Annotated in this window: 26 protein-coding genes; 10 read left to right on the top strand and 16 right to left on the bottom strand. The window is 61.1% G+C overall.

Translation table 11 applies throughout. From position 1 onward, the window contains the following. Nucleotides 1-218: 218 nt before the first annotated feature. Nucleotides 219-2273, bottom strand: a complete 2055-nt coding sequence (locus DVJ77_RS17710; protein ID WP_114846858.1) for a sodium-translocating pyrophosphatase — start codon at nt 2271-2273, stop codon at nt 219-221. A gap of 148 nt (nt 2274-2421) precedes the next feature. After that, nucleotides 2422-2817 carry an RcnB family protein gene (locus DVJ77_RS17705; RefSeq protein ID WP_114846857.1) on the bottom strand — a complete coding sequence of 132 codons (396 nt, stop codon included), beginning with the start codon at nt 2815-2817 and terminating at the stop codon, nt 2422-2424. 251 nt (nt 2818-3068) lie between these two features. Between DVJ77_RS17705 and DVJ77_RS17700 the strand changes: the two genes are divergently transcribed. Then, nucleotides 3069-3836, top strand: coding sequence for an alpha/beta hydrolase (locus DVJ77_RS17700; RefSeq protein ID WP_114846856.1), 768 nt, complete (start codon nt 3069-3071; stop codon nt 3834-3836). Between the two features lie 55 nt (nt 3837-3891). Here the strand turns inward: DVJ77_RS17700 and DVJ77_RS17695 are convergent, their stop codons facing one another. Then, the gene (locus DVJ77_RS17695; protein WP_380039115.1) at nt 3892-4806 is read right to left on the bottom strand and encodes a LysR substrate-binding domain-containing protein; all 915 of its coding nucleotides are present in this window, start codon (nt 4804-4806) and stop codon (nt 3892-3894) included. A 110-nt stretch (nt 4807-4916) separates the two neighbouring features. On the opposite strand from DVJ77_RS17695, the gene DVJ77_RS17690 reads away from it, so the two are divergent. Next, complete coding sequence (locus DVJ77_RS17690; protein ID WP_114846854.1) at nt 4917-5621, top strand: FMN-dependent NADH-azoreductase; 705 nt, start codon at nt 4917-4919, stop codon at nt 5619-5621. Here DVJ77_RS17690 and DVJ77_RS17685 read toward each other — a convergent pair. Further along, on the bottom strand, nt 5611-6882 hold the full coding sequence (locus DVJ77_RS17685; RefSeq protein ID WP_114846853.1) for a 6-phosphofructokinase: 1272 nt from the start codon (nt 6880-6882) through the stop codon (nt 5611-5613). The genes DVJ77_RS17690 and DVJ77_RS17685 overlap by 11 nt on opposite strands. 199 nt (nt 6883-7081) lie before the next feature. Between DVJ77_RS17685 and DVJ77_RS17680 the strand changes: the two genes are divergently transcribed. Next, nucleotides 7082-7666, top strand: a complete 585-nt coding sequence (locus tag DVJ77_RS17680) for an adenylate kinase (RefSeq protein ID WP_114846852.1) — start codon at nt 7082-7084, stop codon at nt 7664-7666. An 84-nt stretch (nt 7667-7750) separates the two neighbouring features. Further along, nucleotides 7751-9106: a UDP-N-acetylmuramate:L-alanyl-gamma-D-glutamyl-meso-diaminopimelate ligase gene (gene mpl / locus DVJ77_RS17675; protein ID WP_114846851.1), complete on the top strand. Its 1356-nt coding sequence runs from the start codon at nt 7751-7753 to the stop codon at nt 9104-9106. 12 nt (nt 9107-9118) lie between these two features. Here mpl and DVJ77_RS17670 read toward each other — a convergent pair whose 3' ends face one another. Continuing rightward, nucleotides 9119-10528 (bottom strand): hypothetical protein, encoded by a 1410-nt coding sequence (locus DVJ77_RS17670; RefSeq protein WP_114846850.1) that lies wholly within the window; start codon nt 10526-10528, stop codon nt 9119-9121. Continuing rightward, on the bottom strand, nt 10525-11460 hold the full coding sequence (locus tag DVJ77_RS17665) for an ABC transporter ATP-binding protein (protein WP_225428072.1): 936 nt from the start codon (nt 11458-11460) through the stop codon (nt 10525-10527). Before DVJ77_RS17665 ends, DVJ77_RS17670 begins: the two co-directional genes overlap by 4 nt. A 117-nt stretch (nt 11461-11577) precedes the next feature. Between DVJ77_RS17665 and DVJ77_RS17660 the strand changes: the two genes are divergently transcribed. The 4 genes from DVJ77_RS17660 to DVJ77_RS17645 all read left to right on the top strand — a co-directional run bounded on the left by DVJ77_RS17660 (nt 11578) and on the right by DVJ77_RS17645 (nt 15145). Continuing rightward, the gene (locus tag DVJ77_RS17660; RefSeq protein WP_114846849.1) at nt 11578-12180 is read left to right on the top strand and encodes an LON peptidase substrate-binding domain-containing protein; all 603 of its coding nucleotides are present in this window, start codon (nt 11578-11580) and stop codon (nt 12178-12180) included. Nucleotides 12181-12231: 51 nt separating this feature from the next. Beyond that, nucleotides 12232-13050 carry an SDR family oxidoreductase gene (locus DVJ77_RS17655; protein ID WP_114846848.1) on the top strand — a complete coding sequence of 273 codons (819 nt, stop codon included), beginning with the start codon at nt 12232-12234 and terminating at the stop codon, nt 13048-13050. Between the two features lie 6 nt (nt 13051-13056). Further along, complete coding sequence (locus tag DVJ77_RS17650; RefSeq protein ID WP_114846847.1) at nt 13057-13476, top strand: VOC family protein; 420 nt, start codon at nt 13057-13059, stop codon at nt 13474-13476. Between the two features lie 322 nt (nt 13477-13798). After that, entirely contained in the window at nt 13799-15145 is a 1347-nt protein-coding gene (locus tag DVJ77_RS17645) for a sigma-54 interaction domain-containing protein (protein WP_114846846.1), read from the top strand. 72 nt (nt 15146-15217) lie between these two features. Here the strand turns inward: DVJ77_RS17645 and DVJ77_RS17640 are convergent, their stop codons facing one another. The 6 genes from DVJ77_RS17640 to DVJ77_RS17615 all read right to left on the bottom strand — a co-directional run bounded on the left by DVJ77_RS17640 (nt 15218) and on the right by DVJ77_RS17615 (nt 20591). Then, the gene (locus DVJ77_RS17640; RefSeq protein WP_380039191.1) at nt 15218-16522 is read right to left on the bottom strand and encodes a transporter; all 1305 of its coding nucleotides are present in this window, start codon (nt 16520-16522) and stop codon (nt 15218-15220) included. A 115-nt stretch (nt 16523-16637) separates the two neighbouring features. Next, nucleotides 16638-17480, bottom strand: coding sequence for a hypothetical protein (locus DVJ77_RS17635; RefSeq protein WP_225428071.1), 843 nt, complete (start codon nt 17478-17480; stop codon nt 16638-16640). A gap of 58 nt (nt 17481-17538) precedes the next feature. Beyond that, the gene (locus DVJ77_RS17630) at nt 17539-18234 is read right to left on the bottom strand and encodes a C39 family peptidase (RefSeq protein WP_114846966.1); all 696 of its coding nucleotides are present in this window, start codon (nt 18232-18234) and stop codon (nt 17539-17541) included. A 181-nt stretch (nt 18235-18415) separates the two neighbouring features. Next, nucleotides 18416-19381: a hypothetical protein gene (locus tag DVJ77_RS17625; RefSeq protein ID WP_114846843.1), complete on the bottom strand. Its 966-nt coding sequence runs from the start codon at nt 19379-19381 to the stop codon at nt 18416-18418. Nucleotides 19382-19416: 35 nt separating this feature from the next. Then, a complete protein-coding gene (locus DVJ77_RS17620) occupies nt 19417-20055 on the bottom strand; it encodes a hypothetical protein (RefSeq protein WP_225428070.1) in 639 nt (212 codons plus the stop codon). 11 nt (nt 20056-20066) lie between these two features. After that, entirely contained in the window at nt 20067-20591 is a 525-nt protein-coding gene (locus DVJ77_RS17615) for a hypothetical protein (RefSeq protein ID WP_114846842.1), read from the bottom strand. Nucleotides 20592-20960: 369 nt separating this feature from the next. Here DVJ77_RS17615 and DVJ77_RS17610 point away from each other — a divergent pair, with 369 nt between their 5' ends. Beyond that, complete coding sequence (locus DVJ77_RS17610; RefSeq protein WP_114846841.1) at nt 20961-22211, top strand: acetylornithine transaminase; 1251 nt, start codon at nt 20961-20963, stop codon at nt 22209-22211. Between the two features lie 18 nt (nt 22212-22229). Here DVJ77_RS17610 and DVJ77_RS17605 read toward each other — a convergent pair whose 3' ends face one another. From DVJ77_RS17605 to thiE, 3 genes are read right to left on the bottom strand one after another with little or no spacing between them, the layout of a single operon-like run. Further along, nucleotides 22230-23087 carry an ion transporter gene (locus tag DVJ77_RS17605; RefSeq protein WP_114846840.1) on the bottom strand — a complete coding sequence of 286 codons (858 nt, stop codon included), beginning with the start codon at nt 23085-23087 and terminating at the stop codon, nt 22230-22232. 10 nt (nt 23088-23097) lie between these two features. Continuing rightward, entirely contained in the window at nt 23098-24384 is a 1287-nt protein-coding gene (hemL, locus tag DVJ77_RS17600) for a glutamate-1-semialdehyde 2,1-aminomutase (protein ID WP_114846839.1), read from the bottom strand. Nucleotides 24385-24416: 32 nt separating this feature from the next. Continuing rightward, complete coding sequence (gene thiE, locus DVJ77_RS17595; protein ID WP_114846838.1) at nt 24417-25046, bottom strand: thiamine phosphate synthase; 630 nt, start codon at nt 25044-25046, stop codon at nt 24417-24419. A gap of 108 nt (nt 25047-25154) precedes the next feature. On the opposite strand from thiE, the gene DVJ77_RS17590 reads away from it, so the two are divergent. Further along, nucleotides 25155-25352 (top strand): rubredoxin, encoded by a 198-nt coding sequence (locus DVJ77_RS17590; protein WP_114846837.1) that lies wholly within the window; start codon nt 25155-25157, stop codon nt 25350-25352. Nucleotides 25353-25600: 248 nt separating this feature from the next. On the opposite strand, the gene DVJ77_RS17585 is transcribed toward DVJ77_RS17590, so the two are convergent. After that, nucleotides 25601-26053: a DUF192 domain-containing protein gene (locus DVJ77_RS17585; RefSeq protein ID WP_114846836.1), complete on the bottom strand. Its 453-nt coding sequence runs from the start codon at nt 26051-26053 to the stop codon at nt 25601-25603. Between the last annotated feature and the right edge of the window lie 286 nt (nt 26054-26339).

Below are 26339 nucleotides of genomic sequence, written 5' to 3'. Positions count from 1 at the left end.
ACGGGCGGGCGAGACCTCGGCTTTCCTGGCCAATCCGAGCTATGGCGACGCGGCCGGTCCGATGGCTTTTTCGGCGATATGGCAGCGCGCAGGCTCATCCGCCTTGCCTGAAAAAATGAAGCGGCAGTGGCTGCGGCGGTTAGGAATCGCACCGGCCGGACAACCCTAGTCAATCGACACCCCCTCTCCTATCGGGAGAGGGGGTGTCGGCTTTGTGGTTAGAGCAAGGGGATAAGCAAAAGAGCCACGATATTGATGATCTTGATTAGCGGGTTTACCGCCGGGCCGGCCGTATCCTTATAAGGGTCGCCCACGGTGTCGCCGGTAACGGCGGCCTTGTGCGCATCCGAGCCCTTGCCGCCAAAGTGGCCGTCTTCGATGTATTTCTTGGCGTTGTCCCAGGCGCCACCGCCGGTGGTCATCGAGATCGCCACAAACAGGCCGGTGACGATGGTGCCGATCAGCACGCCGCCCAGCGCCTGTGCGCCAGCCTCGGCGCCGCCCAGCCACTTGAAGCCGAACATCACCAGGACCGGTACCAGCACCGGCAGCAGCGAAGGGATCAGCATTTCCTTGATCGCGGACTTGGTCAGCATGTCCACTGCACGGGAGTAGTCCGGCTTGGTGGTGCCTTCCATGATGCCGCTGATTTCGCGGAACTGGCGGCGTACTTCTTCCACCACGGCACCGGCCGCCCGGCCGACTGCCTCCATCGCCATCGCGCCGAACAGATACGGAATCAAGCCGCCGATCAGCAGGCCGATGATGACGTAGTGGTTGGACAGATCGAAGCGGAAATCGGCAATGCCCAGATGCTGGCTGAGGTTGTGCGTGTAGTCGGCAAACAACACCAGCGCGGCGAGGCCGGCCGAACCGATCGCATAGCCCTTGGTTACCGCCTTGGTGGTATTGCCGACCGCGTCGAGCGGATCGGTGACCCCGCGCACTTCCGGCGGCAGGTCGGCCATCTCGGCGATGCCGCCGGCGTTGTCGGTGATCGGACCATAAGCATCCAGCGCGACGATCATGCCGGTCATGCTGAGCATCGCGGTCGCCGCGATGGCGATGCCATAGAGGCCGGCCAGCGAGAAGGCACCCCAGATAGCGGCACACACCGCCAGCACCGGCAACGCGGTGGACTTCATCGACACACCCAGGCCGGCGATCATATTGGTGGCATGGCCGGTGGTGGATGACTGCGCGATATGACGCACGGGCGCATATTCGGTGGCGGTGTAGTACTCGGTAATCACCACCATGGCGCCGGTAAGCGCCAGGCCTATCAAGGCACAGCCGTAAAGATGGCCGACCGCGAACGTCGATTGCTGGTCGCCCATCAGTTGCGTGGTGATCGGCCAGAACGCGATCGCGGCGATGACCGCCGATACCGCCACGCCGGCATACAGCGCATTCATGATCTTCGGCCCGCGAGCCTTGACGAAGAACGTGCCGATGATCGAGGCGATGATCGAGGCACCGCCCAGCAGCAGCGGATAAAGCACGCCGTTGGCGCCGACCTGTTCGGCCATCACGCCGCCGAGCAGCATGGTGGCGATCAAGGTCACCGCGTAGGTTTCGAACAGGTCGGCCGCCATGCCCGCGCAATCGCCGACGTTATCGCCCACGTTGTCGGCGATGACTGCCGGGTTGCGCGGATCGTCCTCGGGAATGCCCGCTTCTACCTTGCCGACCAGATCGGCACCGACATCCGCGCCCTTGGTGAAGATGCCGCCGCCGAGACGGGCGAAGATCGAGATCAATGAGGAGCCAAACGCGAGGCCGATCAGTGCATGCAGCGCGTGCATGGTCTCGTAGCCCAGATATTTCAGTACCAGGTAATACGTGGTGACGCCGAACAAGGCCAGTCCGACCACCAGCATGCCGGTAATCGCACCGCCACGAAAGGCCACTTTCAGGGCCGCCGCGAGGCCGTTGCGTGCGGCTTCGGCGGTACGTACATTGGCACGCACCGATACATTCATGCCGATATAGCCGGTGGCGCCGGAGAGAATCGCGCCGACCGCAAAGCCGATCGCCGTCGCCCAATCCAAGGCAAAGCCGACGATAAAGAACAGCACCGCGCCTACGCCACCGATAGTGGTGTACTGGCGGTTGAGATAAGCCCGAGCGCCTTCTTGGATCGCCGCGGCGATCTCCTGCATACGCGCGTTGCCTGGTGATTGCGCCAAAACCCAGCGCACCGAAAGCGCGCCATACAGAACTGCCACGACCGCACACGCCAGCACGATCCACAAGCCATACTGCTGCAGCATCTGAGCCTCCCCATGATTGGTTATCCAGAACGGCCGGATAAACACCGGCCTCCCGACGGTGGCCGCCTGTAGTGGCGGTCAGGTCGAGTATAGGCAGAGGTCGATGACGAGGCTGTTGTGCGACGCAGCGCCGATGGGCGATCCGCCGTCAGCGGATAGCGATATCCAGAATGATGCCGGTAGCGATCGCCACTAAGAGATAGTCGTTGTTCGAACGGATCCAGCGATAGCCGCGCGGTGGTTGGCGCAAACGGTAGTAACCGTAGTCGCGTACCACGACGTTGGGGCCGTAGTAGCGATGTCCGCGCGCCCAGCGATGCGGCCGGTAAGGATGATTCCAGCCATGATGACGACGGTCTTCGCGGTAGTAGCGGCGATCGTCGTAACGGTTTCCATGGCGTTGGCGATCATGGTCGCGATAGTCGCGGTGATGATCGCGTTGATTACCGTGACGATGGCGTTCACGGTGATCGTTGTCGGCAAATGCTGCGCCGCTGCCGAGTAGCAGGGAGAGGGCAGCGAATGCCCTGGCAATGATTTTCATAGGTTGTTCCTCCACCGGCGAATGGATCGCGGGGACCGGTCGAGGCATCGTAAAAACATGCGCATGAATGGTTGGGTGTCATCGCCTGGCCGGTTTTCATGCTGCGCTCAGGCTCTGCGGGCCTGCCCCTGTGTGGCAAGCTGTGCCCAGCGTCACGACACAGGGGTGGTCATGTACCTAGAGCAACGGATAAGTGCGCGTGTTATCGCCGCACGATGGCCATTGAATGAAATGCCGACATCCGAGGCCCCATGTTCTGGCGTGTGATGGCGGTATTCGCTGCACTCGTACTGCTGCTGTATGGCGCGTTCTGCGGGTATCTATACCTCAGCCAGCGACAGCTCATCTATCGGCCTGAGGGAACCTGGTTGGTGCGACAGCCACCGAACTTAGAGCTGCGTCGTGATGGCGTGGTGCTGCGCGGCTGGGTGATGAATCCCGGTCAGTCGAAAGCCTTGCTCTATTTCGGCGGTAACGGCGAGCGTATTGAGGACGCACGCGAGGAGCTGGCGCGCTGGTTTCCGCATTACACGGTGTACCTGCTTGCTTATCGCGGTTATGCCGCCAGTGAGGGAGCGCCGAGCGAGCCTGCGCTGGTGGCCGATGCGCAGGCGCTGTACGACCAGGTCGCACCGCATCACGCGGCGATCGCGGTCATTGGGCGTAGCTTGGGCAGCGGGGTAGCCATCCAGCTTGCAGTGCGCCGGCCGGTCGGGCGGCTGATCTTGGTTACGCCGTTCGACAGCATGTCGCGCATGGCACAGTCGTTGTATCCGTGGGTGCCGGTGTCGTGGTTGCTCAATGATCGCTATGAGTCGTGGCGCTATGCTGCCGAGGTGCGTTGCCCTGTGTTGTTGCTACGAGCGGGTGACGACATGCTCGTGGCGCCGCAACGCACGGCGCGATTGGCCGCAAGTTTCCATACGCCACCCTTGCAGCAGGTGGTTGAGGAGGCCGGCCACAACACGATTCAAGACTATGCGGAATATCAAACAGGGCTGAGTCGCTTTCTTCAATAGGCTTGCCTTGCGTAGGCCTTCGCCACTGCATCGCTCAATTCCCGTCGATGACAACTCAAGCAGGCGCAGCCGACAGCGCGTCGCGCAACCATGCTCGTAGAGCATGAAATGCCGGATCGGATGCGGTCGCCGGCGGATACACCAGGTAATAGGCAAAGCCGTCGAGCGTTGGGCCGAACGGTTGCACCAGCGTGCCTTGAGCCAATTCATCGGCGACCAGCGAGGTGTTCAACAAAGCGACGCCCTGACCGGCGATGGCCGCTGCCATCGCGTGAGTTTCGTCGCTGAAGGTCACCCCGCCGAGAAAATCCATCGTGCCAAGTCCCGCCTTGCGACCCCATGCCGGCCAATCCGGCGGATCGGGCAGGCTGGGTTGCCACAGGTAATGCAGCAGTGGATGTCGTGGCAATTGAGTCGTTGTGTGCAGGCCCAGGCGCGGGCTGCATAAGGGGGCGTATTGCGTGCTCGACAGATACTCGCTCTGCAGGCCGGGGTAGTCGCCGCGGCCATAGCGGATGGCCGCATCGATCTGCTGCGTGCTGAAGTCCACCGGTGTGGTCGAGGCATGCAGGCGCAAATCCAGATCGCCGTGCTGCGCGTGAAAGTCGGCCACCTTGGGTACCAGTCGGCGCGCGACGAAGGCGGGTGTGGCCGATATGGTCAGAGTGCGTCGCTTCTTCGGCTGCAGCAGAGGCGCCATCACGGCGGCGAAGGCGTCAAAGCCATCGCGCAATACCGGATACAAGGTTCTGCCTTGTGCCGTCAGTAGAACCTTGCGCACGCGGCGTTCAAACAGCGGCACGCCGAGCAGGGATTCCAGTTGCCTGACCTGATGGCTGATGGCCGTGGGCGTTACCGACAATTCATTGGCAGCCAGGCGAAAACTCTGATGCCGTGCGGCGGCCTCAAACGCACGCAGTGCGGACAGTGGCGGCAAGTACCGGCGCTGCTGCGAGATAGATGAATTCAAATCATTCATTGAAAGAGAAAGAATCGTTTGTCGTGCATGGGTAGCCTGCCTAGCATGCGGCTCTCGTCGCCAAGCGACAAATTCTACTCACTTATAAGAGAGGGCTGGCCATGACTACCTTGTTACAGCTAGACGCCAGTGCGCGAGCTGGACGTTCCGATGTTCATGCTCACGGCTCGCATACACGCCGGCTGACCGCGCGCTTTGTCGAGCGCTGGCGCGAGACCGTGCAAGACCGGCTGCTATATCGAGACCTTGGGCAGCGCCCACCGGCACCGGTGGATGGCGACTGGATCCACGCCGCTTTCACGCCGCTGCCGGCACGTATGCCATGGATGCAGCAGCGATTGCTGGAAAGCGATGCCTTGATCGACGAATTGCTCGACGCTGACGTCATCGTGGCCGGCGTGCCGATGTACAACTTCGGTGTGCCAAGCGGCTTCAAGGCCTATATCGACAACATCGTGCGGGTAGGGCGCACCTTTGGATTCGATCGCGCACGCAGTGGCGAGCCCTATTGGCCCCTGCTCGCGGGACAGGGGCGCACCTTGGTCCTGCTCGGTTCGCGTGGTGACTATGGCTACGAGCCGGGCCAGCGTATAGCGGCGATGAACCACGTCGAATCCTCCGTCCGCACCGCTTTCGGCTACATGGGCATTACTGACGTGCGTTCGCTGGCGGTGGAATACGACGAATTCGGTGGCGAGCGGCTCGCTCATTCCTTGCAGCAGGCGGAACACGCGGTGGACCGGCTGGTGGATCAACTACTGGCCGAGCGCAAGATCGCCTTAGACAGGCTCTTAACTACGGCTTGAAGTCGGGCAATTTGCGCGATACCGCGGTGTTCTTCAGTTGCACATAAGCCGGCAGGCCGTCTTTGCCGTAGGGCGGGGGCGCCTCACCCTGAATCAGCGGCGCCAGATAGCGGCGTGCCGCTGCGGTGATGCCAAAACCGTCGCGGGTGATAAAGCTGCGCGGCATTTTCTTTTCATGATTGGCGACTTTGCTCAGCGGCGCCGGCTCGATCTTCCAGCGATATGGCGCATCGGCGGTGCGCACGATCACCGGCATCACCGCGTTCATCCCGGCCAGCGCGTATTGCACGGCGGCCTTGCCGACGGCATAGGCCTGCTCGGCATCGGTTTTCGACGCCAGGTGACGCGCGGAGCGCTGCAGGTAATCGGGCAGGGCCCAATGATATTTGTAACCGAGCTTGTCCTTCACCAGCGCGGCCAGCACCGGTGCGACACCGCCAAGCTGGCTATGGCCGAAGGCATCGCGGGTGCCGGCCTCGGCAAGGAACTGGCCGGCCGCATTGCGAATGCCTTCGGAGGCGACCACGGTGCACCAGCCCACGCGTTCCACTGTGGCTTTGACTTTGGCCAGAAAGGCGGCCTCGTCGAATACGTTCTCGGGAAACAGGATCAGATGGGGTGGCGCATCGGCATGATCGCCGGCGAGGCCTGCGGCGGCGGCGATCCAGCCGGCATGACGGCCCATCACTTCGAGAATGAACACCTTGGTCGACGTATCGGCCATGGAGGCGACATCCAGGCTGGCCTCCAGGGTGGAGACCGCCGTGTACTTCGCGACCGAGCCGAAGCCAGGGCTGCAGTCGGTTACCGCCAGATCGTTGTCCACCGTTTTCGGCACGCCGATGCAGCGGATGTCATAGCCCATCGCCTTGCCCAACTGCGAGATCTTCAATGCCGTGTCGGCCGAGTCGTTGCCGCCGTTATAGAGAAACCAGCGGATGTCGTGCGCGCGCAATACCTCGATCAGCCGCTCGTACTCGGCCCGATGGGTATCGAGCGATTTCAGCTTGTAGCGGCACGAGCCGAACGCCCCGCCGGGGGTGTGGCGCAACGCGGCAATCGCTGCTTTCGATTCTTTCGAGGTATCGATCAAGGTCTCGCGCAGCGCGCCAAGAATGCCGTTACGGGCCGCATAGACCTTCACCCCGTGGGCGCGAGCCGTTTCGATGACCCCGGCGGCACTGGCATTGATAACGGCGGTAACGCCGCCCGATTGGGCATATAGCAGGCGATCGGTGGCGGGGCTGGCGTTGGACTTCATCACATTCTCCATACGGCGGACGATCCAGTGTGACAATGCGTCATTGCTTGTGGATCGCTTGTACAACAGTGACTTGGCGATGGGGGAGCGGTGGGGCGGTTTGACGGCACCCCCCGCAGAAGCTAATTTGAGCAGCCAAATTAACGGAATCTGGCGGATCGCCGCAGTGTGCGGCAGAACGCGGATCTTGTGGAGTTATATGCGACTCGTCCTACTCGGCGCGCCCGGCTCGGGCAAAGGTACCCAGGCCGAAAGGCTAAAGACGGAGCTCAGCGTGCCGCATATCTCGACCGGCGACATGCTGCGGGCAGCGGTGGCGGCCGGGACGCCCCAGGGCCTCAAGGCCAAGGCGGTGATGGATGCCGGCAAACTGGTGTCCGACGATATCCTGCTTGGCATGCTGGAAGAGCGCCTTACTCAGCCAGACGTCAAGAACGGTTTCATCCTCGATGGCTACCCGCGCAATCTCGCGCAGGCCGACGCGCTCGAACATCTGCTGGTCAAGATCGGCCAGCCGCTCGATGCGGTCATCAAGCTCAAAGTACCGAGCGAGGTGATTCTTGGCCGCTGCGAAATCCGCTTCAAGGCGCAGGGCCGTGCCGACGATAACCCGGAGACGGTGCGTGATCGCCTGGTGATCTACGCCGAACAGACCGCGCCGGTGGCAGAGTTCTACGCCAAACGCGGCAAACTGCAAATTGTCGACGGCGTAGGTGAGCTCGAAGAAGTCACGGCGCGAGTCAAACGCGCACTTGAAAACGAGTCAGCCGCCGCGAACGGTTGAACCACAGGGGCCGCCATAGTGCGGCCCTTGCTTCTTTAGGGCAGCGTGACCACGCCGGCCCGTTTTGCGTTGAATAGGGCAATCATGCGTCTGCATATCCTCGGCATCTGCGGCACCTTCATGGGCGGCGTCGCCGCGCTAGCGCGCGAACTCGGTGACGTGGTGGAAGGCTCCGATGCCAACGTCTATCCCCCGATGAGCACGCAACTCGAAGCGCTCGGCATTTCGCTTAAGCAAGACTATCGCGCCGAACACTTGCAGCCGGCTCCCGATCTGGTGGTCGTCGGCAATGCGATGGTGCGCGGTAATCCGGCGGTGGAATACATGCTCGATCGGCAGTTGCGCTACATTTCCGGCCCGCAATGGCTGGGTGAAAAGCTGTTGGCCGATCGCGAGGTGCTAGCGGTAGCCGGCACCCACGGCAAGACCACCACCACCAGTCTGCTGGCGCATCTGCTGGAAAGCGCCGGCCTCGCACCGGGCTTTCTGGTGGGTGGCGTGCCTGGAAACTTTGGCGTGTCGGCGCGGCTGGGCCAGGGCCGACATTTCGTCATCGAGGCCGATGAGTACGACACCGCGTTTTTCGACAAGCGCTCGAAGTTCGTGCATTACCGGCCACGTATCGCGATCCTCAATAACCTCGAATACGACCATGCGGACATCTTTCCAGATGTTGCCGCGATCCAGCGTCAATTCCACCACCTCGTGCGCACGGTGCCGGGCAACGGCCGGCTGATCGTCAATGCGCATGATGCGTATCTGGCCGAAGTGCTGGCGATGGGCTGCTGGACGCCAGTGGAGACCTTTGGCATTGGCCAGGGCGATTGGCGCGCTACTTTGGTCGAGGCGGACGGCTCCGTCTTTACCGTGCATCGCGGGGACGAGCTGATCGGTGAAGTGAGCTGGCCGCTGCTCGGCAACCACAGCGTGATGAACGCATTGGCGGCGCTGGCCGCCGCGGTGGCGGCAGGCGCCGATCCACGCGTACTGCTGCCGGCCTTTGCCACCTTTGAGAGCGTCAAGCGCCGCATGGAAGTCGTCGGCGAGATCGGTGGCGTGCGCGTCTATGACGACTTTGCCCATCACCCGACCGCCATCGCCGCCACACTGGCCGGCCTGCGCGCCAAGGTTGGCAAGGCACGCATCCTGGTGGCGCTTGAGCCACGTTCGAACTCGATGCGTCTGGGCGCGCATGCCCAGGCTCTGGCGCCATCGTTGGCCGATGCCGATGCGGTGATCTTTCTGCATCGGCCCGAACTGCCCTGGGACGCGAGGCACGTTACCGATGCGCTGAACGGTCGCGGCACCACGGCAGCGAGCGTAGATGCGTTGATTGCATCGCTGCGCGATCAGGCCCAGGCCGGGGATCATGTGGTGTTTATGTCCAACGGCGGTTTTGAAGGCGCGCCGCGCCGCTTTGTCGATGCGCTGCGCCCATAGAGCGGAGCATTCCTAAGCCATAGGCGCGTCGAAGCTTGGTTTGCGGCGCTGATACTCGCGTTGCCCGGCAAACCAGACGCTAAGGCCAAAACTGAGCGCGATAATGGCAACCAGGCCGCCGCCGAATACATAGCCCAGTGCGCCGATCAGCCAATAGCCGCCCCAGTAAGAGGCCATCGCGCCAAGTATCACGACGATATTCGCCAGCGTGCGTCCTAAGGTGCTTTCCGGCCCGATCAAATGCACCGCAAGCGCCACCAGGCTTGCTGCCGAGGTCACGATGATCGTGGTCATCAGCATCCGGACCGGTTCGGCCGCGTGGGTCAAGGCAATACCGAGCAGGGTGTAGGCCACGGCGCTCAATACGCTGATCGGCACCAGTATCAGCAACGCATCGGCTAGGGTCTTCTGATATTGCGCGTGCGTGGTCGGCGCCAGCGTCAGATACAGGTCGGCGAGGTTGGGACGTATCCGTTGCATGCCGCGGCCAAGCTGCGGAAAACGACCCAAGGTCAACAAGGTGGCATAAGCGCCGACTACGGCGGCGTTGAAGTGCTGCCGGTGAATAGCGGCGAAGAAATAAATCGTAACGAAGGCAGCGACCCAGGTCAGCCGCAGTGCGATGGCCAACGGGTTGTCATGCGGCAATAGCAGTCGGCGGATCAGTGTCAGCCGTTGCCTGGCGCCGGGCTGTTGCCGGTAGCTGCGCAATGCAAGATCCAGTGCGCGTTGCGAGGTGCGGTCGAACAGGCCTACCAGTCGTTTGCTCAGGGCACCGCGCGGCGGCGGTGTGCCGCCGATGTTGTTGGAGCGGTCAAGACTCATGCTTTCGAGCGGCGACGTTTCAATGTCGCGATCATCGATGCGCAGCAGCGGGCGCAGGGACAAGTGCAGTATCAAGACAGCGACCAGCAACAGCAGTGGTGCGGTCAACGGGGATTGCAGTGCGATGTGCAAAGCCGCCACGGCCAACTCAGGCTTCCAGCCGGCCACGATGAATATCGGCCAGATCAGCAAGCCGGCGCGGCGGCCTTGGCTGCTGACCAGGCCCAGCGCAGCGACACATAGCAGGGCTGCCGCAATCAGCCAGGCATGCGGTAAGCCGAGCAGCCCGCTAAGCAGCGCCGGCAGCAGCACCCACTGCGCTGCGTCGATGGCCGCAGTCCACGTCAGCCGGCGCAGAAAGTCCGGCATCAAGAAACTTTCGGGGCGGCATAGTTCGCGCAGGATCTGCCCTTGTCCGATATGCCAGAACCATGAGCCGAATGCGATCAATCCAAGGGCGGCGGCGTTGAGGTCGACTTCGCTATCGACGGAAAACAAATACATGCCCATCGCCGCCAGCCACATCAGGCTTACCAGCGCTGCCAGCACAGGCATGCGCTTCCATGGCTGCAACCACAATTGCCAGACCGCCTTCATGCGAGTTCCACGAACAGGTCTTCGAGGGTGGGCGTCTCGATACGCAAGCTCGCGTTCAACTGCACGGCCAGCGCCTGCAGATTTTCGATATCGGGATGTTCGACCAGTAGCTGCGCTTCGTGACCCTTGATATTCGCCTTGAGCATGCCGGCAATGGGTGGTACCTCAAGCCAGCCTTCCGCGCGGCTCAATATCACGCGGTGCATGCACTCGCGTAACTCGGCCAGTGGTCGGGTGAACTGGATGCGGCCATCGCGCAATAAAGCGATGTCGGCATCCGCACGCTCCAGATCGGCGGTGATGTGGGTGGAGAAAATCACCGTCTTGCCGGGGCGGCGCGTCAGTTCCAGCAGCTCGGCCATAAATGCGCGCCGGGCTTGCGGGTCGAGGCTGGCTACGGGCTCGTCGAGTACCAGCAAATCTGGTTGCGGCGCAATCGCTCGCACGATGGCCAGTTTTTGCCGCTGGCCCTGCGAGAGTTGGCCGATCTTCTGTCGAGGATCGAGTTGCCAGCTATCGAGCAAGCGAGCGGTCAGCGCGTGATCCCAGCGCGCATAAAACGCGGCGGTGAAATCCAGGTAGGCCCGCACCTTCATCCATGGAAACAGATCGAAGCTCTGCGGTACGAAACCGACGCGGTGCATGCGTTCGCCGCCCGGTTCAATCATCGGTTCGCCGAACAGCTCGATCTGGCCACTATCGATCGGCGACAAACCCAGAAGGCAGCGCAATAGCGTCGTTTTGCCGGCACCGTTGCGACCGAGCAGGCCAATCACGCGACCGGCCGGCACGCTCCAGTCGATGGCTTGCAGTACCTGGCGCTTTTCAAAGGATTTACTCAAGGCATCGACTCGCAGCACGGGCATGCCGTCCAGTGCGGGCGCAGCGTTGGGTGCGGCGATGGCAATCGGTAATTCGGCAGGCATGGACATCCGTGATGATTCCCTTGTAGACCGGGAGAAATGTGAGGCCGTTGCGGGCCGTAGTCCAGTGGTGCTTGTCATGGACAGGGCATCCCTAATCAAACCGCACTGGTTACACTGACGCCCATGGCTGCCCAACCCCCACTCACCGAGCTGCCGCTGTTCCCGTTAGCCACCGTGCTGTATCCCGGTGCGCCACTGCAGCTGCGTATCTTCGAACCGCGTTATCTCGACATGGTGCGTGAATGCGCGCGTGCCGACGCCCCCTTCGGCGTTTGTCTGATTCTGCAAGGCCATGAGGTCGGCGCATCGGCGCTGCCTGCTGCTGTCGGTACGTTGGCGCGGATTACCGATTTCAGCCATGGCGCCGATGGTTTGCTCGGCATCGTGGCCGAAGGCGGTACGCGTTTCCGCGTGGCCCATACGCATGTGCGTTCGGACGGCCTGGTGCGCGGTGAAGTGGCATTGTGGCCGGCGGAGCCGGTCCTGCAGGTGCCAGTGGAATTTTTCTTGTTGCAAACGATTCTTGAGCGCTTGATCGAGACGATGGCGCCGCATTGGCGGCACGCGCCGCGCAGCGCTTATGACGATGCCAGTTGGCTGGGCTTTCGTCTGGCAGAGCTGCTGCCGCTGCATGATGATGAGCGGCAGCGGATGCTTGAGCTTATCGACCCCGTATCTCGCCTTGCTGAATTGCGTGACATCCTGCCGCGATTTCAGAAAGGCTGAGCTGCGTTTTTTCGCGGATACATTGTGAGTTTTTTAAAGAGGCGGATACCTATGAGCAGTTTGGCCGGCAAGACCTTGTTCATCACCGGTGCTTCGCGTGGCATCGGCTTGGCCATTGCACTGCGCGCAGCGCGCGATGGCGCCAATATCGTGGTCGCTGCCAAAAGCAGTGTGTCCAATCCCAAGCTTCCAGGCACCATTTATACCGCCGCAGAGCAGATCGAGGCGGCTGGCGGTAAAGCCTTGGCGCTGAAGTGCGATATCCGCGAAGAAGACGAAGTGCGTGCCGCCGTGGCAGCGACCGTGGATGCGTTCGGCGGTATCGACATCCTGGTCAACAATGCGAGCGCGATCTGGCTGGCCGGTGCCTTAGATACACCGATGAAGCGCTTCGACTTGATGCAGCAGGTCAATGCGCGCGGCAGCTTTCTTTGCGCGCAATGGTGCATGCCGCACTTACTCAAGGCCGCGAACCCGCACATCCTGACGCTGGCGCCGCCGCCCAGCCTGGACCCCAAGTGGTGGGCGCCGCATACCGGCTACACCCTGGCCAAGATGGGTATGAGTTTTGTCACGCTGGGTCTTGCCGGTGAGTTCGGTCCGCAAGGCGTGGCGGTCAATGCACTGTGGCCGCGTACGATTATTGCTACCGACGCATTGAATATGATTCCTGGTATCGCCATCGAGCGCTGTCGCACGCCGACGATCATGGCGGACGCTGCTCACGCCGTATTGACGCGCCCGGCGGCGGGTTTCGCTGGACACTTTCTGATTGACGACGTGGTGCTGCGCGAGAGTGGCGTTACCGATTTTTCATCCTATGCGGTCGATCCGTCACAGCCCTTGTTGCCTGACTTGTTTCTGGATTAATTCACTATGAAATATCTGCACAGCATGATCCGCATCCGCGATGTCGATGCCAGCCTGCGTTTTTTCTGCGAGGGTCTGGGCCTGCGCGAAACGCGCCGGATGGAAAACGAAGCGGGCAAGTTCACCCTGATTTTTCTGGTCGCGCCGGAATCGCCGGAGGCGGAGGTCGAGCTGACCTACAACTGGGGCTCGGACGAGGACTACGGTAGCGCACGCAACTTCGGTCATCTGGCCTTCCGCGTCGATGACATTTACGCCACCTGCGCGCGCCTGCATGCGATGGGTTACACCATCAGCCGTCCACCGCGAGATGGCCATATGGCCTTCGTGCGATCCCCCGATCTGATCTCGATCGAGTTATTGCAAGACGGCCACCTGCCACCGCGAGAGCCCTGGGCGTCGATGCCCAATACCGGTGTCTGGTGAGCACTTTGGATCGTGCCAACTTGACCGTATAGACCGCCATTTCCCGGCTCGATGACTCGTAGGTTTTTACGTACTTTTGCGCTGGAAATTTCGTCATCCAAAGACGAAATTTGACGCACATTTGTTATACGGATGGATGTATATTCAACAACGCTTCTCACGTATCCATAACATGTAGAAGCCGGTCGCCTGAGGGGAGTCGGCTGTAAGGGCCATCGGAGGGGGTGGCCACTGAGTGTTGCAGACGGGTTATGCCGCCCAACCGTGAAGAAGCGACACAGTCAACAAGCAACCCGTGAACTTGTATTCAGGGGAGAGAGCGATGACTGCGATAGGGGAAGCGAGCAGGCGTTGTGTGGTTTGGTTCGGCCAACCAACTGAGCGCGAGCGTATCAGTCTGGCCGATGTGGGATGGGCAACGCGTATCGTGGATGCCGAAGCCGGAGGGGGCGTCGGCAAACGCCATGGCGACATTGTCGTTGCACTGGCTGATTTGCGCTGCGGTGATGCTCATCGTGTACAGGCAATCGTCAAATGGATGGCTGAACATCCGCACTTGCTGTGGCTGACTTTGCTCTCGCCGGATGCGCCGGTGCAGACGCCGCAGGTGGAATGCCTTGTGCATGCCAGCATGGACTGCTTTACCGCCCCACTCGATCTACAGCGATTGATCCACGTATTGAGGCGGATGGAAGGCGATTATCTGCCCATCGCCGAGGCGCGTAGCGAAGGCATTGGCATCGATGGCTGCAGCGAGGCGATAGGCACGCTGATCTCCAGCGTACGTAAATACGCACCCGTGGATCTTCCGGTGCTGATTACCGGCGAGACGGGTACTGGCAAGGAGGTCGCTGCCAGGGCCCTGCATGGGCTATCCGCACGCGCCGCGCATCCTTTTGCAGCGATCAACTGCGGTGCCTTACCACCGAATCTCGTGCAGTCCGAGCTATTCGGTCACGAGCGCGGCGCCTTTACCGGTGCCAACGTACGCCGGATCGGTCATTTCGAAACAGCCGCGGGCGGTACGGTATTTCTCGATGAAATAGGTGACCTGCCACTAGATGCGCAGACCAGCTTGCTACGTTTTCTACAAGAGGGCACGCTGGAGCGGGTAGGCAGCAGCCATTCGATCAAGCTTGATGTGCGCGTGCTTTCGGCGACGCATATCGATTTGGAAAAGGCGGTGGCGCAAGGCCGCTTCCGTGAGGATTTGTATTACCGGCTCAACGTGTTGCGCCTGCGCATGCCCGCATTGCGCGAGCGAGAAAGCGATGTGGAGCTGCTGGCGCAGCGTTTTCTCGATGCCTTCCGCGTGCATCACAGCACGAACGCCCGCACGTTCAGTCGCGCCGCTCGCCAGGCGATGCGCAACTTTGCCTGGCCAGGCAATATTCGCGAGTTGCTCAATCGTGTGCAGCGCGCGGCAGTGGTCGCCGAAGACGTGCTGATAAGCGCGGCCGATCTGGATCTGGTCGACGCGCCATTGCTTCAATCGATGCGTTTCAGTCTGGGTAGTACCCGGGTGACGGCTGAGCGCGATGCGGTCATCACGTGTTTGCGCGAGAGTCGTTTCAACGTCAGCGAATGCGCGCGTCGGCTGCGTGTGTCGCGGGTCACCATATATCGCTTGTGCAAAAAGCATCAGTTGGCACTGAGCGAGTTGCGCTGATGGCTTCTAACGACGCTCCCCCATAGGCATGCCGCTAATGGCATACCTACGGGGGAGCGGAAGATATCGAGTCTAGAAGATATAAGGCACTTTGAAGGTCAGCATGAAGTTCGGTGCATCGGGCGTCAGGCCGATCCCCAGCATGGTGACCAAGGTAGTGTGCTGGCTTAGCGCATAGGTCACGCCGAGATTGAAAGTGCCGGCATTGGCGTCGCTGCCGATGATCTTCGTCCAGGACGCGCCGCGAGTTTGCAGCGAGGCCTTGCCATTCACCTTGTCGCTGAAAGACAGGCTCAGGCTGGTGCGGTCATTGAATGCGAATGCCACACCGGCACCGAAGTAATACGCGTCACCGAGTTTTACCCGACCAGGCGATTTGGTCTGCGGATCGGTACCGATATCGGGAAAGCTGCGGGCAAAGGAGTGAATGACGCCGAGATTGGCGAAGACGATGGCCGGGTCCATCGTTTTCACTGCGGATACACCCAGGTTGGTTTGCCATAGGCCATTGCCGGTGGGTTGTTCGACCGGTACCGAGAAACGCCCGTCGGCTTTGTTGCCGGTGTTGCCACCAGGCGCTACCCACTTGATACCGTAGGGCTCGCGTCCGGTAGGCGCGACAACCCCCAGAGTAAGCACCGTATCGGGCCGGCTATCGGTTTCCGAGAACAGCTTGTAGTTGGCACTGAGCGTGATATCGCCGATGCCTTTACCCGTGGTCGACTCTTCAGCGATCTGCGCGGCGGCGCCACCGGCGCCACCCTGGAAATAAGAAGTCTTGCGACCGAGGTAGGGCACTTCGAGATTCAGGGTGAGGCGCGGACTGACGCCGTAGCGCGCGGCAGCCGTATAGGTAAAGGTATTGGACTTCACGTCTTGCAGCGCGATGTTGCCGAGGAAAATCGCATCCAATGCGAGGAAGCCGTTCAAGGTAAGTTGCTTGCGGTCGTACCAGGCATAGCTGATGCCGTTCTCGATAGTCAGCTTGCGATTGAACAGGGCGTGCTCCTGTTGCAAGGCATCTTGCAGGCTTCGCGACTGCGCGGCTTGCTCGGCTTTGCTGGCATCGGCCTGATTGCCTGCGTGTCCACTGTCGGCAGCGGCCACGGCGGTTGTCGATTCGGCAGATAGCGGTGCCGCCGGTATGGCGGTATCGCCCGCTTTGCCGGTCAGGCGGGTTTGCAGGGCTTGCACTTGCATATCCAGCTCGCGCAGCCGGCGCACCTCTTGCGCGTAGTTGGCCTTGAGTGCTTGCAGGTCGCGGGCCAGGGTTTGTACGTCGCTCTGGTCTTGCCGATTGGGGGCCGGCGGCCCGGCGGACGCCGGGTCATCGGGAGCATGAGTGGAGGCAGTTGCTTGCTGCGCGGTTGCAGCCATTGGCAATGCACCGATCAAAGCACATGCCACGGCGGTGGCTAGAAGCTTGGTTTGCATGATGATGTCCCCTGTAGCTTGAGCAGGCTCTAACGCACGCCGGATTGGCGTCGGGATCTCAGCGGCCGCTTACTCCGTGAGTGAGGTTGATCGCCTGCGCCACGTTTTGCGCAAGCTGGATATTGGTGGCGACCGCACGGCGGATCAGGTCGATCTGCATTTGGTTGCTCACCATCTGGTTGTCGGACGAGAGCGTTACGCTTTGTCCGAGACTGCCGTTGCGAATCCACTGCTCGACAGCACCCTGGCCCTGAATCGTCAGGCGCACGCTGGCGGCATCGCCGGCGTAGCTGGCGGTCGCGGTGGCACCGTCCTTGCTGATGGTTGCGAGGGCGTTGCTGGGAGCGGTGGGAGTGGTAGGCGTCGTGGAAGGGCTGGACGGTGCGGGCGGCGTGCCGCCGTCCTGCACATTGAGCCGGGTGGTGTTGCTGGCATGGTTGCTGTCACCGGCGATCTGCACGCTTTGCACTACGCCGCCCGCATTCGCCAGACCGCTGCTGTCTACGCTGCGGCTGGGGCCGCTGGGTGCAGTGGGAGGAGTGGGATTCGTCGTGGTTGGCGGCAGCGGAGCATTCACGCTGGTGATAGTTACATTCGGCTGAAAGCTGATTTGAGGTTGGTCTTTCCTGAAATCCATATTCAACGTCAGTGTGCTTTGCAAGAGCTGGTTGGTTGCGGTTTGCCAGGTCGAGATCATGCTCACGCCAAACCACGCCACGCTGGTGCCGCCTGGCGGGGAGTAGCGGCCGCGCATGGTGCTCATCTCGGTGTCGGACAATTCACGTAGGCCGTGACCTGGCGGGGCCTGATCGGCGGCAAAGACGGGCGCGCACAGCGGAGCGAGCGCGAGGGCGAGTGCCGTTATCAGATAAGTTCGGTGATTCATCGCTCCGTTGTTCATCGTTGCGCGTCCTTTATAAAGAGGGTGCTCGAAGAAATCGGGCCTGGGAAAAATCAGCCTAGAAAAAATCAGCATGGGTAAAACCGAAGTCGAGCAGCTCGGCATCGGTGATCGGGCCTTGGCGGGCGAATAGCGCGCGCGCGCTCGGCTTGGTTACAGGTTGAAGCAGCACGGTGTTGCGATCGAAGTCACTACCGATCACGACGAATACCGCGCGCGAATTCCAGCCTTTCATGAAATCGGCTAAAGCCATGCTGCGGTTGCCGAGCATCGGATCGGCAAGCTCAACGGTTTCGTTGCGAATCTGCTTGAGCACGACGAAATGGCGGAAGCCGTTCACATCCATCAGTACCAGGCCTGGCACACGCAAGCTGCGCAGGCGTCCTTCGTCCACGCGATAGCCGCGGCCGCGCAAGCCGATCGATTCCACATAGCGTTTGATGTCCAGCAGCGAGAACCCGCGCTGTTTCACCACCGCCGGGTCGGCCACACCCATCATCCCCTGGATGACGGTGTTTTCATTCACGTCCAGGTGGTAGGCATAGCGAAGCACCGTGGCAAGCGCTGCCGCGCCGCAACTGTAATCGGTATGCTGGCGCACCATGTTGCGGTAGCGCTCTTCTTGCATGCTTTGCAGGTGGCCGACATACAGATTGCCGTTGGGCAGCACACCGCTGAAACTCACATCGCTGGCGCTTGCAACATGCACGCTGGCGATGCAGAGCGTGCCTAGCAAGCACGCACTTGAAATCATCAGGCTTAAGTAGCGTCGTGCGTTGGTTGTCATGAGGCGTTTCATCCGAGATCTCCCCTGCCGAAGGAAGACCCCCGGCCCGCAGGGGACGGGTCGGGGGCTTCCAGAGGTACCCCAGCAACAGCACTGCTGGGTTACCGCCCTCGTTTCCGCCAAGTGGCGGGTTGATTTTGCAGAGCCATCAATGCGAGGCGCTGGCGACTGCCATCGACAGGCTGTTGGATTGCAAGTTGCCGGTACCCGATGCGATGTTCACGCCGACGTTGCCCTGGGCGTTCTCAAACGCATTGCCACCCAGGCTCGCGGTGTTGCTCAACGGGCTGTAGGTGTAGGTCACAGTGTGAGTGAGGCTATGGTCTTCACAGTCGTACTGCCACAGCTCTTTGTAGCCCAGCTCAAGCGGGTCATTGTGAACTGTATTGTCGTGCGACTTCTGATCCGTGCTGGCCGTTGCAGTGGAGTAGACACTGTTGGTCGCGCTTGCGGCAGCGAGCGAATTTGACTGCTCGTTGTTGTCGCCCGCAGCAACGTTGACACCGATGTTGCCCTTGGCATTTTCAAAGGCATTGCCGTCGATGCTGGCCGAATTCACCGAGCCGTCGTTATCGACGAAGTTGTCTTTGCCAGTCTGGCGGGTGAACACTTCGGCATCAGCCATGCCGCCGGCTTGTGGATCGTTTTTACCGCCGCCGCCGCACTTGCCATTGCAGTTCGGGCTGATACCCAGAAGATCCCCGCCGCCTCCGCCACCAAAAGCAAAGCTGGCGTCGGTAGCGGCAATCGCGCCAGAGTTGCTCTGTGCGTTGTTGTCGCCGGCTGCCACGTTCGCGCCGATATTGCCTTGCACACCCATCGCGGCGTTGTCGTCGATCGAAGCGGTGTTCGTCAGGTTCTTGTTGTAGGTCTCGTTGTCATGAATCGATTGGGTGGTATCGGCCAGCCCAATGGCTACCGAGTTCACCGCAATCTTGGCTTTGATATCGATATCGGCATCGACGTGGGTTCTGGCGCGCAGCGAGACCTTCTTGTTGATCTCTACCGAGGTGCTGTGCTCGCCATCGCCGCGCTCTTGCGCATAGGCCATCGAAGTACTGAACAGGGCGGCTACGGCCAGTGCGATCATGGTCCGTTTCAGATTCGCGTTCATGGTGTGTCCTCACTTATTTCAACAGTCGATTGTGTTCAACGCGAAGGTGGTGCCGTGAGCAACAAAAGATTGCCCGTGGCATTGCCCGACCCCGCGATCTGATTGAGTTGCAGCACACCTTGAAACCCTTGCAAAGCGGACGACTCCACCGCGACGCTGCGCGTACCGCCCGATTGCGTATGTGGGTTCTTGGTGGACTGCTCCCCTGCCGACGCTGAGACGGCGGTCGACAGACTGACGTCCGTCGCCTCGCGTATGCCCTGGTTGGCCAACGTCGCCGTAATGACATTGAGCTCGGCATTGCCGCTGCCGCTGGCCTGATTGATTGAGGCGAGCCCTTGCCCGCCCGCGTAGGCCGCGCCGCCGATGCTGGCGGTCGCGGTCAGTGGTGTGTCGTAGTGGTTATTGCGCTGCTGTTGCAACGAGTAGATGACGGTTTGTGCGTACTCGCCGCTGGCGAACGCGCGCAGGTTGGCCTGCAGATTCAAATCGCCTGCGGCCATGTTCACCGCGCTGGCGCCATGGGTATTTTGAAAGGCCTGGCCGTCGATGCGGCTGTTGAGATAGCCCAGCATCGCGGTGTAATCGTCGGCTGCAGCGGCAGGTGTGCCGGCGCTGGCGAAAGCCAGGGCGAGCAGGCCCGACGTGCACGCGTTTCGTGCAGTGAGTTTCATGAGTCGATGCCTCAATGTCCGACGCTAGGCGGTTGGCTGAGCATGGGAAGTTGCGCCAGCGCCCCGGTGACCTGGTCACCGACACCACGAGTCGTGCCGCTTATGGCGCCCATCGGGCCGGCCATCATGTTGCCGCCGATGCCCTGGTTGCCTGGGCCTGCGCCTAAGGTGTGGCCTAGTGCGTTGCCGACTGCGCTTGCCACCGAGGTCTGTTGGCTGCTGTTGAGGGTCGTGCCCGCACCCATGCTGGAATAGTCCGCGTCCGACAGCTCGTTGGTGCCGAGTGTCTGGGCTATCTGCGAGCGTGGCGAGGGATCGACGATCTCGGCCATGCCTGGCGAACTGGTGCGATAGGCGATACGCGGGGCGACATTGCGCTGTAGCACGATGTCACCGGGTCGGGCGTTTACGGCCTCATATACGGTATTACCTACCTGTGCTTGAACGGGTGCTCCGATCAGCATCGTGCCGATCAGGCACACGAATGCGGCGGTCGCAGAACGGCGGCGCGCAAATGGCCAGTGTGAATGGTCCATGGTGATTCCCCTTTTCCCCTTTCCGTCTCATAAGGTTTATGGCAATCGCCGTGCCAACGATTGAAAATGCGCCTATGGCGGGCCTTGCGCGGCTAGTTCAATGCATGGATCAGGCATAGCCCCTGCTGCATGCGTTACAACTACGCTGGCCTTGGCGCGCTCACTGGCACGAGGCAGATGGCGCTGTTAACCGCTTGGCAAGGGGTGTAACGGTGTCGATACAGTGCGTCGGTCCGTTACAACGGGCGCCGCCGCTCCGTGCAAACCGCCGCATCAGGTTTTACGATGCACACCCGCGTCGCGCACCATCGGCGACAACTCCCCAGCCAACCTTTTGGCATCGCCGCATGGCCATGCCTGGAGTACGACATGCATTCGCAAGACCGTCCCGCTCAGCCGCCGATCGACCAGCCGCTGATTGATCTGGGCAAGCGCTACTGGCTGCCGATCTATCGACCGCGCGAACTGGTGCTGGATCACGGCAAGGGCGCGCGGGTTTGGGACACGCAAGGGCGCGACTACGTGGACTTTGGCGCGGGTATCGCCGTCAATGCGCTCGGCCATCAAGACCCTGATCTGCTTGAAGCGCTTACGACGCAGGCACACAAGCTGTGGCATGCCAGTAACGTGTTCTACTCCGAGCCGCCGCTGCGCCTGGCCGAGGAGCTGGTCACCGCGTCGGGCTTTGCCGAACGGGTGTTCTTGTGCAATTCCGGCAGCGAGGCCAACGAGGCGACGATCAAGCTGGTGCGCAAGTGGGCCGCCTCAAAGGGGCGTGCGCCGGAACAGCGAGTCATCGTCACCTTCCGCGGTTCCTTTCATGGCCGCACCCTGGCCGCCGTCACCGCCACCGCGCAACCGAAGTATCAGGAAGGCTACGAGCCGTTGCCGGGCGGTTTCCGCTATCTCGATTTCAACGACGAGGCTGCGTTGGAGGCTGCGTTTGCGCACGGCGATGTGGCCGCCGTGATGCTGGAGCCGGTGCAGGGCGAGGGCGGGGTGTTGCCGGCGGCACCGGGGTTCCTCAAGCGTGTGCGCGAGCTGTGCGATAAGCACGATGCGCTGTTGGTGCTGGACGAAATCCAGTGCGGCATGGGCCGTACTGGAACGTTGTTCGCCTACGTGCAAGATGGCGTGATCCCGGACATCGTGACCCTGGCCAAGGCGCTTGGCTGCGGCTTTCCGATCGGCGCGATGCTGGCGGGCCCCAAGGTGGCCGAGGTGATGCAGTTCGGTGCCCACGGCACCACGTTCGGTGGCAATCCCATGGCCGCGGCGGTAGCCCGTGTTGCATTGTCCAAGTTGTCCTCGCCCGAGCTGTTGGCGAATGTGGCAAAACAATCGCAGGCGCTACAGGACGGTCTCGCCGCTATCGATGCCGAATTCGGACTGTTCGCCCAAGTGCGCGGTCGCGGCCTGATGCTGGGCGCCGTGTTGGCCGATGCTCATAAAGGCAAGGCGGGGGCCATTCTGGAGCAGGCCGCTGCACATGGTTTGCTGGTGCTGCAAGCTGGGCCGGATGTATTGCGTTTTGTGCCGCCGTTGAACATCGGCGATGCCGATGTCGCCGAGGGTTTGCGCCGGCTGCATGCCGCGTTGGCGGCTTTCGTAGCCGGCTGATACCAGTCACCCGGCAGTTTATGGCGTGAGGTTGGAATCGAGCGACGTGCCGCAGCCGCGGCAGTAGCGAGCGTCGCTTGAATGTTCGCTCAAGCCGCAAGAGGGGCATGCGGTTTTCTGTGTTTCACGTATGCCTGCGGCCAGCTCGACGGCGAAAATGCCGGTCGGTATGGCGATGATGCTGTAGCCGACCAGCATGATTAGCGATGTCAGCATCTGGCCCAGCACGGTGTACGGCGTGATATCGCCGAAGCCGACGGTCGTCATCGTCACGATCGCCCAGTACATCGAGCGCGGAATGCTGCTGAAACCGTTTTGCGGTCCCTCGATCAAGTACATCAGCGCACCGAAGATCAGCACCAGGGTCATGATGGTGCTGATAAAGATGAGAATCTTGCGGCGACTGCGCAGCAACGTGGTCCACAGCAGATTCGCTTCGCCGACATAGCGCGTCATCTTGAGAATGCGAAAAATCCGCAAGATGCGCAGCGCGCGAATCACCACCAGATACTGACTGCCGATAAAGAACAGGCTTAGATAGCTCGGCAAGACGGCGAGCAGATCGACGATACCGAAGAAACTGCGCAAGTAACGCCATGGCCGATCGACCACGGCAATGCGCAGAATCAGCTCCAACGTAAAGGCGAGGGTGAATACCCACTCCAGTACATAAAACATCGTGGCCAGCCTGTCATGCAGGCTGGCGACCGAATCGAGTACCGACACGATGACACTGGAGAGGATCGCAACGATCAACACCACATCGAACAGTCGCCCAGGGGCATCGTCGTGATTGAAGATGATGTGAAACCAGCGGGCGCGCCAGGCGGCACCCGCTGCTGGATGGAGCGCCGAAGGAGGCGTGGCGCGGCTCATCACGGTGTCGTCAGGCGGTACGCATGGCGCGCAAAACCTCGCGCGAGGCTTGCAGCGTCAAGGCGAGATCGTCATCGCTGTGCGCACTGGACAAAAAACCTGCCTCGAACGCCGATGGCGCCAGATACACGCCACGTTGCAACATGCCGTGGAAGTAGCGATTGAACATGGCGGTATCCGCCTTGGTCGCCTGTGTGTAGCTGGTCACTTTGTCTGCAGTGAAAAACAGGCCGAACATGCCGCCGACCCGATTCGTGCTGAAAGCGATGCCTTCGCCGTCCGCCACCGCTTGCAAACCATCGGTAAGCAGACGTGTGCGCGAGGCGAGCTGGTCGTAAAAGCCCGGCGCCTGGATCAACTCAAGCATGGCCAGGCCTGCTGCCATCGCGACCGGATTGCCCGACAATGTGCCAGCCTGATAAATCGGACCAGACGGTGCGATTTGTTCCATCAAGTCACGGCGACCGCCGTAAGCGCCCACCGGCATGCCGCCACCGATGATCTTGCCGAAGGTAGTCAGGTCGGGCGTTACGCCGTAGTGCGCCTGCGCGCCGCCCAGGGCTACCCGGAAACCGGTCATCACCTCGTCGAAGATCAGCAGCGCGCCGTACTGCGTGCACAGCGTGCGTAGCGCTTGCAGATAGCCATCGTTCGGCAAAATGCAGTTCATGTTGCCGGCAACCGGCTCGATAATCAGCCCGGCGATATCGGTGCCGTGCTCGGCAAACAGGGCTTTGGCGGCATCCAGGTCGTTATAGGGCAGGGTGAGCGTGAGGTCGGCATTCGCCTTCGGCACGCCTGGGGAGGTCGGTACGCCAAAGGTCAGTGCCCCCGAGCCGGCCTTCACTAGAAAGCTGTCCCCGTGACCGTGATAGCAACCTTCGAACTTCACGATTTTGTTGCGCCCCGTCGCGCCACGGGCGAGGCGAATCGCCGACATGGTTGCCTCGGTGCCGGAATTGACCATACGTACCATGTCCACCGAGGGGATCAAGCGCGTGATCGTCTCGGCCATCGTCACTTCGGCTGGGCAGGGCGTGCCGAATGACAAACCATTCTTTACCGCCCGTTCCACGGCCTCGCGCACGTGTGGATGGTTGTGGCCGACAATCATCGGACCCCACGAGCCGACATAGTCGATATAGCGTGTGCCCTCGACATCCCATAGATAGGCACCATCTGCCCGTGCGGTAAAGAATGGCTCGCCGCCCACCGATTTGAACGCGCGTACCGGCGAGTTGACGCCGCCGGGCATCAAGGCTTGGGCGCGCTGAAAAAGTTCGTGGTTACTGCTCATCGTGGGTTCCATGGAAATAAGAGACGGATGGATCAATCGGCAACAGAGTAGAGGTCGGTGAATCGCTGTGCGGCGGCACGGACATCGGCAGCGCCAAATACCGCGGAGATCACAGCAAGATAATCTGCCCCAGCCTGTACTAGCGATGCGCCATTGTCCGGGGTGATGCCGCCAATCGCCACTCGTGGCAAGCCCAGCGCGGCGCTCTGCCGCAGCAGTTCAATCGGCGCGCGAGGGGCATGTGGCTTGGTCGGTGAGGGGAAGAACGCGCCAAACGCGAGGTAGTCAGCTCCCGCCGCGGCCAGCTCCCTGGCCCGATCCAGCGAGTTATAGCAAGACACGCCAATAATGGCGCCAGGACCCAGCGTGGCCCTGGCGGCGGCGAGCTCCCCGTCGCTGGCCCCCAGGTGGACACCATCGGCGCCGATAGCGTGGGCCAGGGCAATGTCGTCATTGACGATCATCGGTACGCCATATGCGGTGCAAAGATCCTTTAATGCCCCGGCTTCGTGGCTGCGGCGCGATGATTCCGCGCTTTTGTCGCGGTACTGCAGCAGTTTTGCGCCTCCGGCAAGCGCCTGGGCCACCTTGTCGAGCAGATCGTCACGGGGGCCGTCAGTGATGATGTAAAGGCCTCGATGGCGCAGTAGAGCGGACGTCATTTGGATTCCAGGATGGGGGATATATCGCAGCGAGCCACTCGCGGCGCTTTCGCTTCGCAGGGCGAATTGCCAGAATGCACTATTCCATTCCGTTCAAGCAGCCCGCCAATGAGTCAGAGTTCTACCGAAACCAAAGCCCTGAGCAAGTGGATGTGTGTCGTCTGCGGCTTTATCTATGACGAAGCCGAGGGCCTGCCTGATGAAGGCATTGAGCCCGGTACGCGTTGGGCGGATGTGCCCGCTGCCTGGACGTGCCCTGATTGCGGCGCGACCAAAGACGATTTCGAAATGATCGAGATCGACTGACCCGCCTGGTTTTGCCCGCTTTTTTGCCCGGAATCGGCCCGCTACGTCAGCGCGTTGACCGTGCCGTCTGCTGTGATGCTGCTGCGCTTCCACTCGAAGCGCTTTGCAGCGGAGCAGAGAACATGCAGCAATTCATACCTTTTGAAGATGATTGGGACGCCTTGGAGACATTGCGTCCCGAATCACTTATTCCCTACCGCATCGGCGTGCCTTGCACGCATGACCTGGCCGATTCGGCTTCGGTTCAATCAGTGCACGGCACCCGTCGCACCCTCGATCTTCAGCTCGTCGCCGGCACGAGCGCCAATCCGACCTGCCGTACCCGCAGCTAGCTCCAGCACATAGCGTGCAGGCTGATCGCTGGGATAAATCGCACAGGGGTCAGCCTTGCACGGCAATGCATTCAACTGCATAGAGACCAACTTGCGATCGGCATCAAAGAAGAGGATGTCCAGCGGGATCAGCGTGTTCTTCATCCAGAACGAGCGCGGATAGCTATCTGGAAACACAAACAGCATGCTGTGATCGCTGGCAAGTTCAGTACGCATCATCAAGCCGCGTTCGCGGCTGGCATCGTCGATGGCGAACTCCACCGAAAAGCGTTGTCCGTGCAGTTGCACGTTGGGCGATGATTCGCGCGGCGCCGCCATGGCGCAGCCAGCAAGCAAAAAGAGCGCGGGTGCGAGCAGTCGTTTCAGCATATAGATGACGCATCTCTATAGTTAGGAGGGCGCTACAGAGTGTAGCGCTCGGCGCCAGGGATGCTCTGATCTATGGGCATCATGCCGCCTGCGCCAATAGATCAGAGTATCCCCAGACACATCGCTGCAATAAAAATCGATTTACCCCCTTCCCAGCCATGCCGCTGGAGGCTATGATTCACACCCCTTCGCTGACACGCCCTTCGCGAAGGACTTTCACCGGCAACAACTGCAGAAAAAAAGTTTCACGCAGGTGTTGACGGACTTGGAAAGCGATGTAGAATGG

It is taken from the genome of Dyella tabacisoli (assembly GCF_003350925.1).
GTDB classification, from domain to species: domain Bacteria; phylum Pseudomonadota; class Gammaproteobacteria; order Xanthomonadales; family Rhodanobacteraceae; genus Dyella_C; species Dyella_C tabacisoli.
The sequence above is the reverse complement of the archived record's forward strand: the minus strand, read 5'-3'. Positions and strand labels throughout refer to the sequence as shown.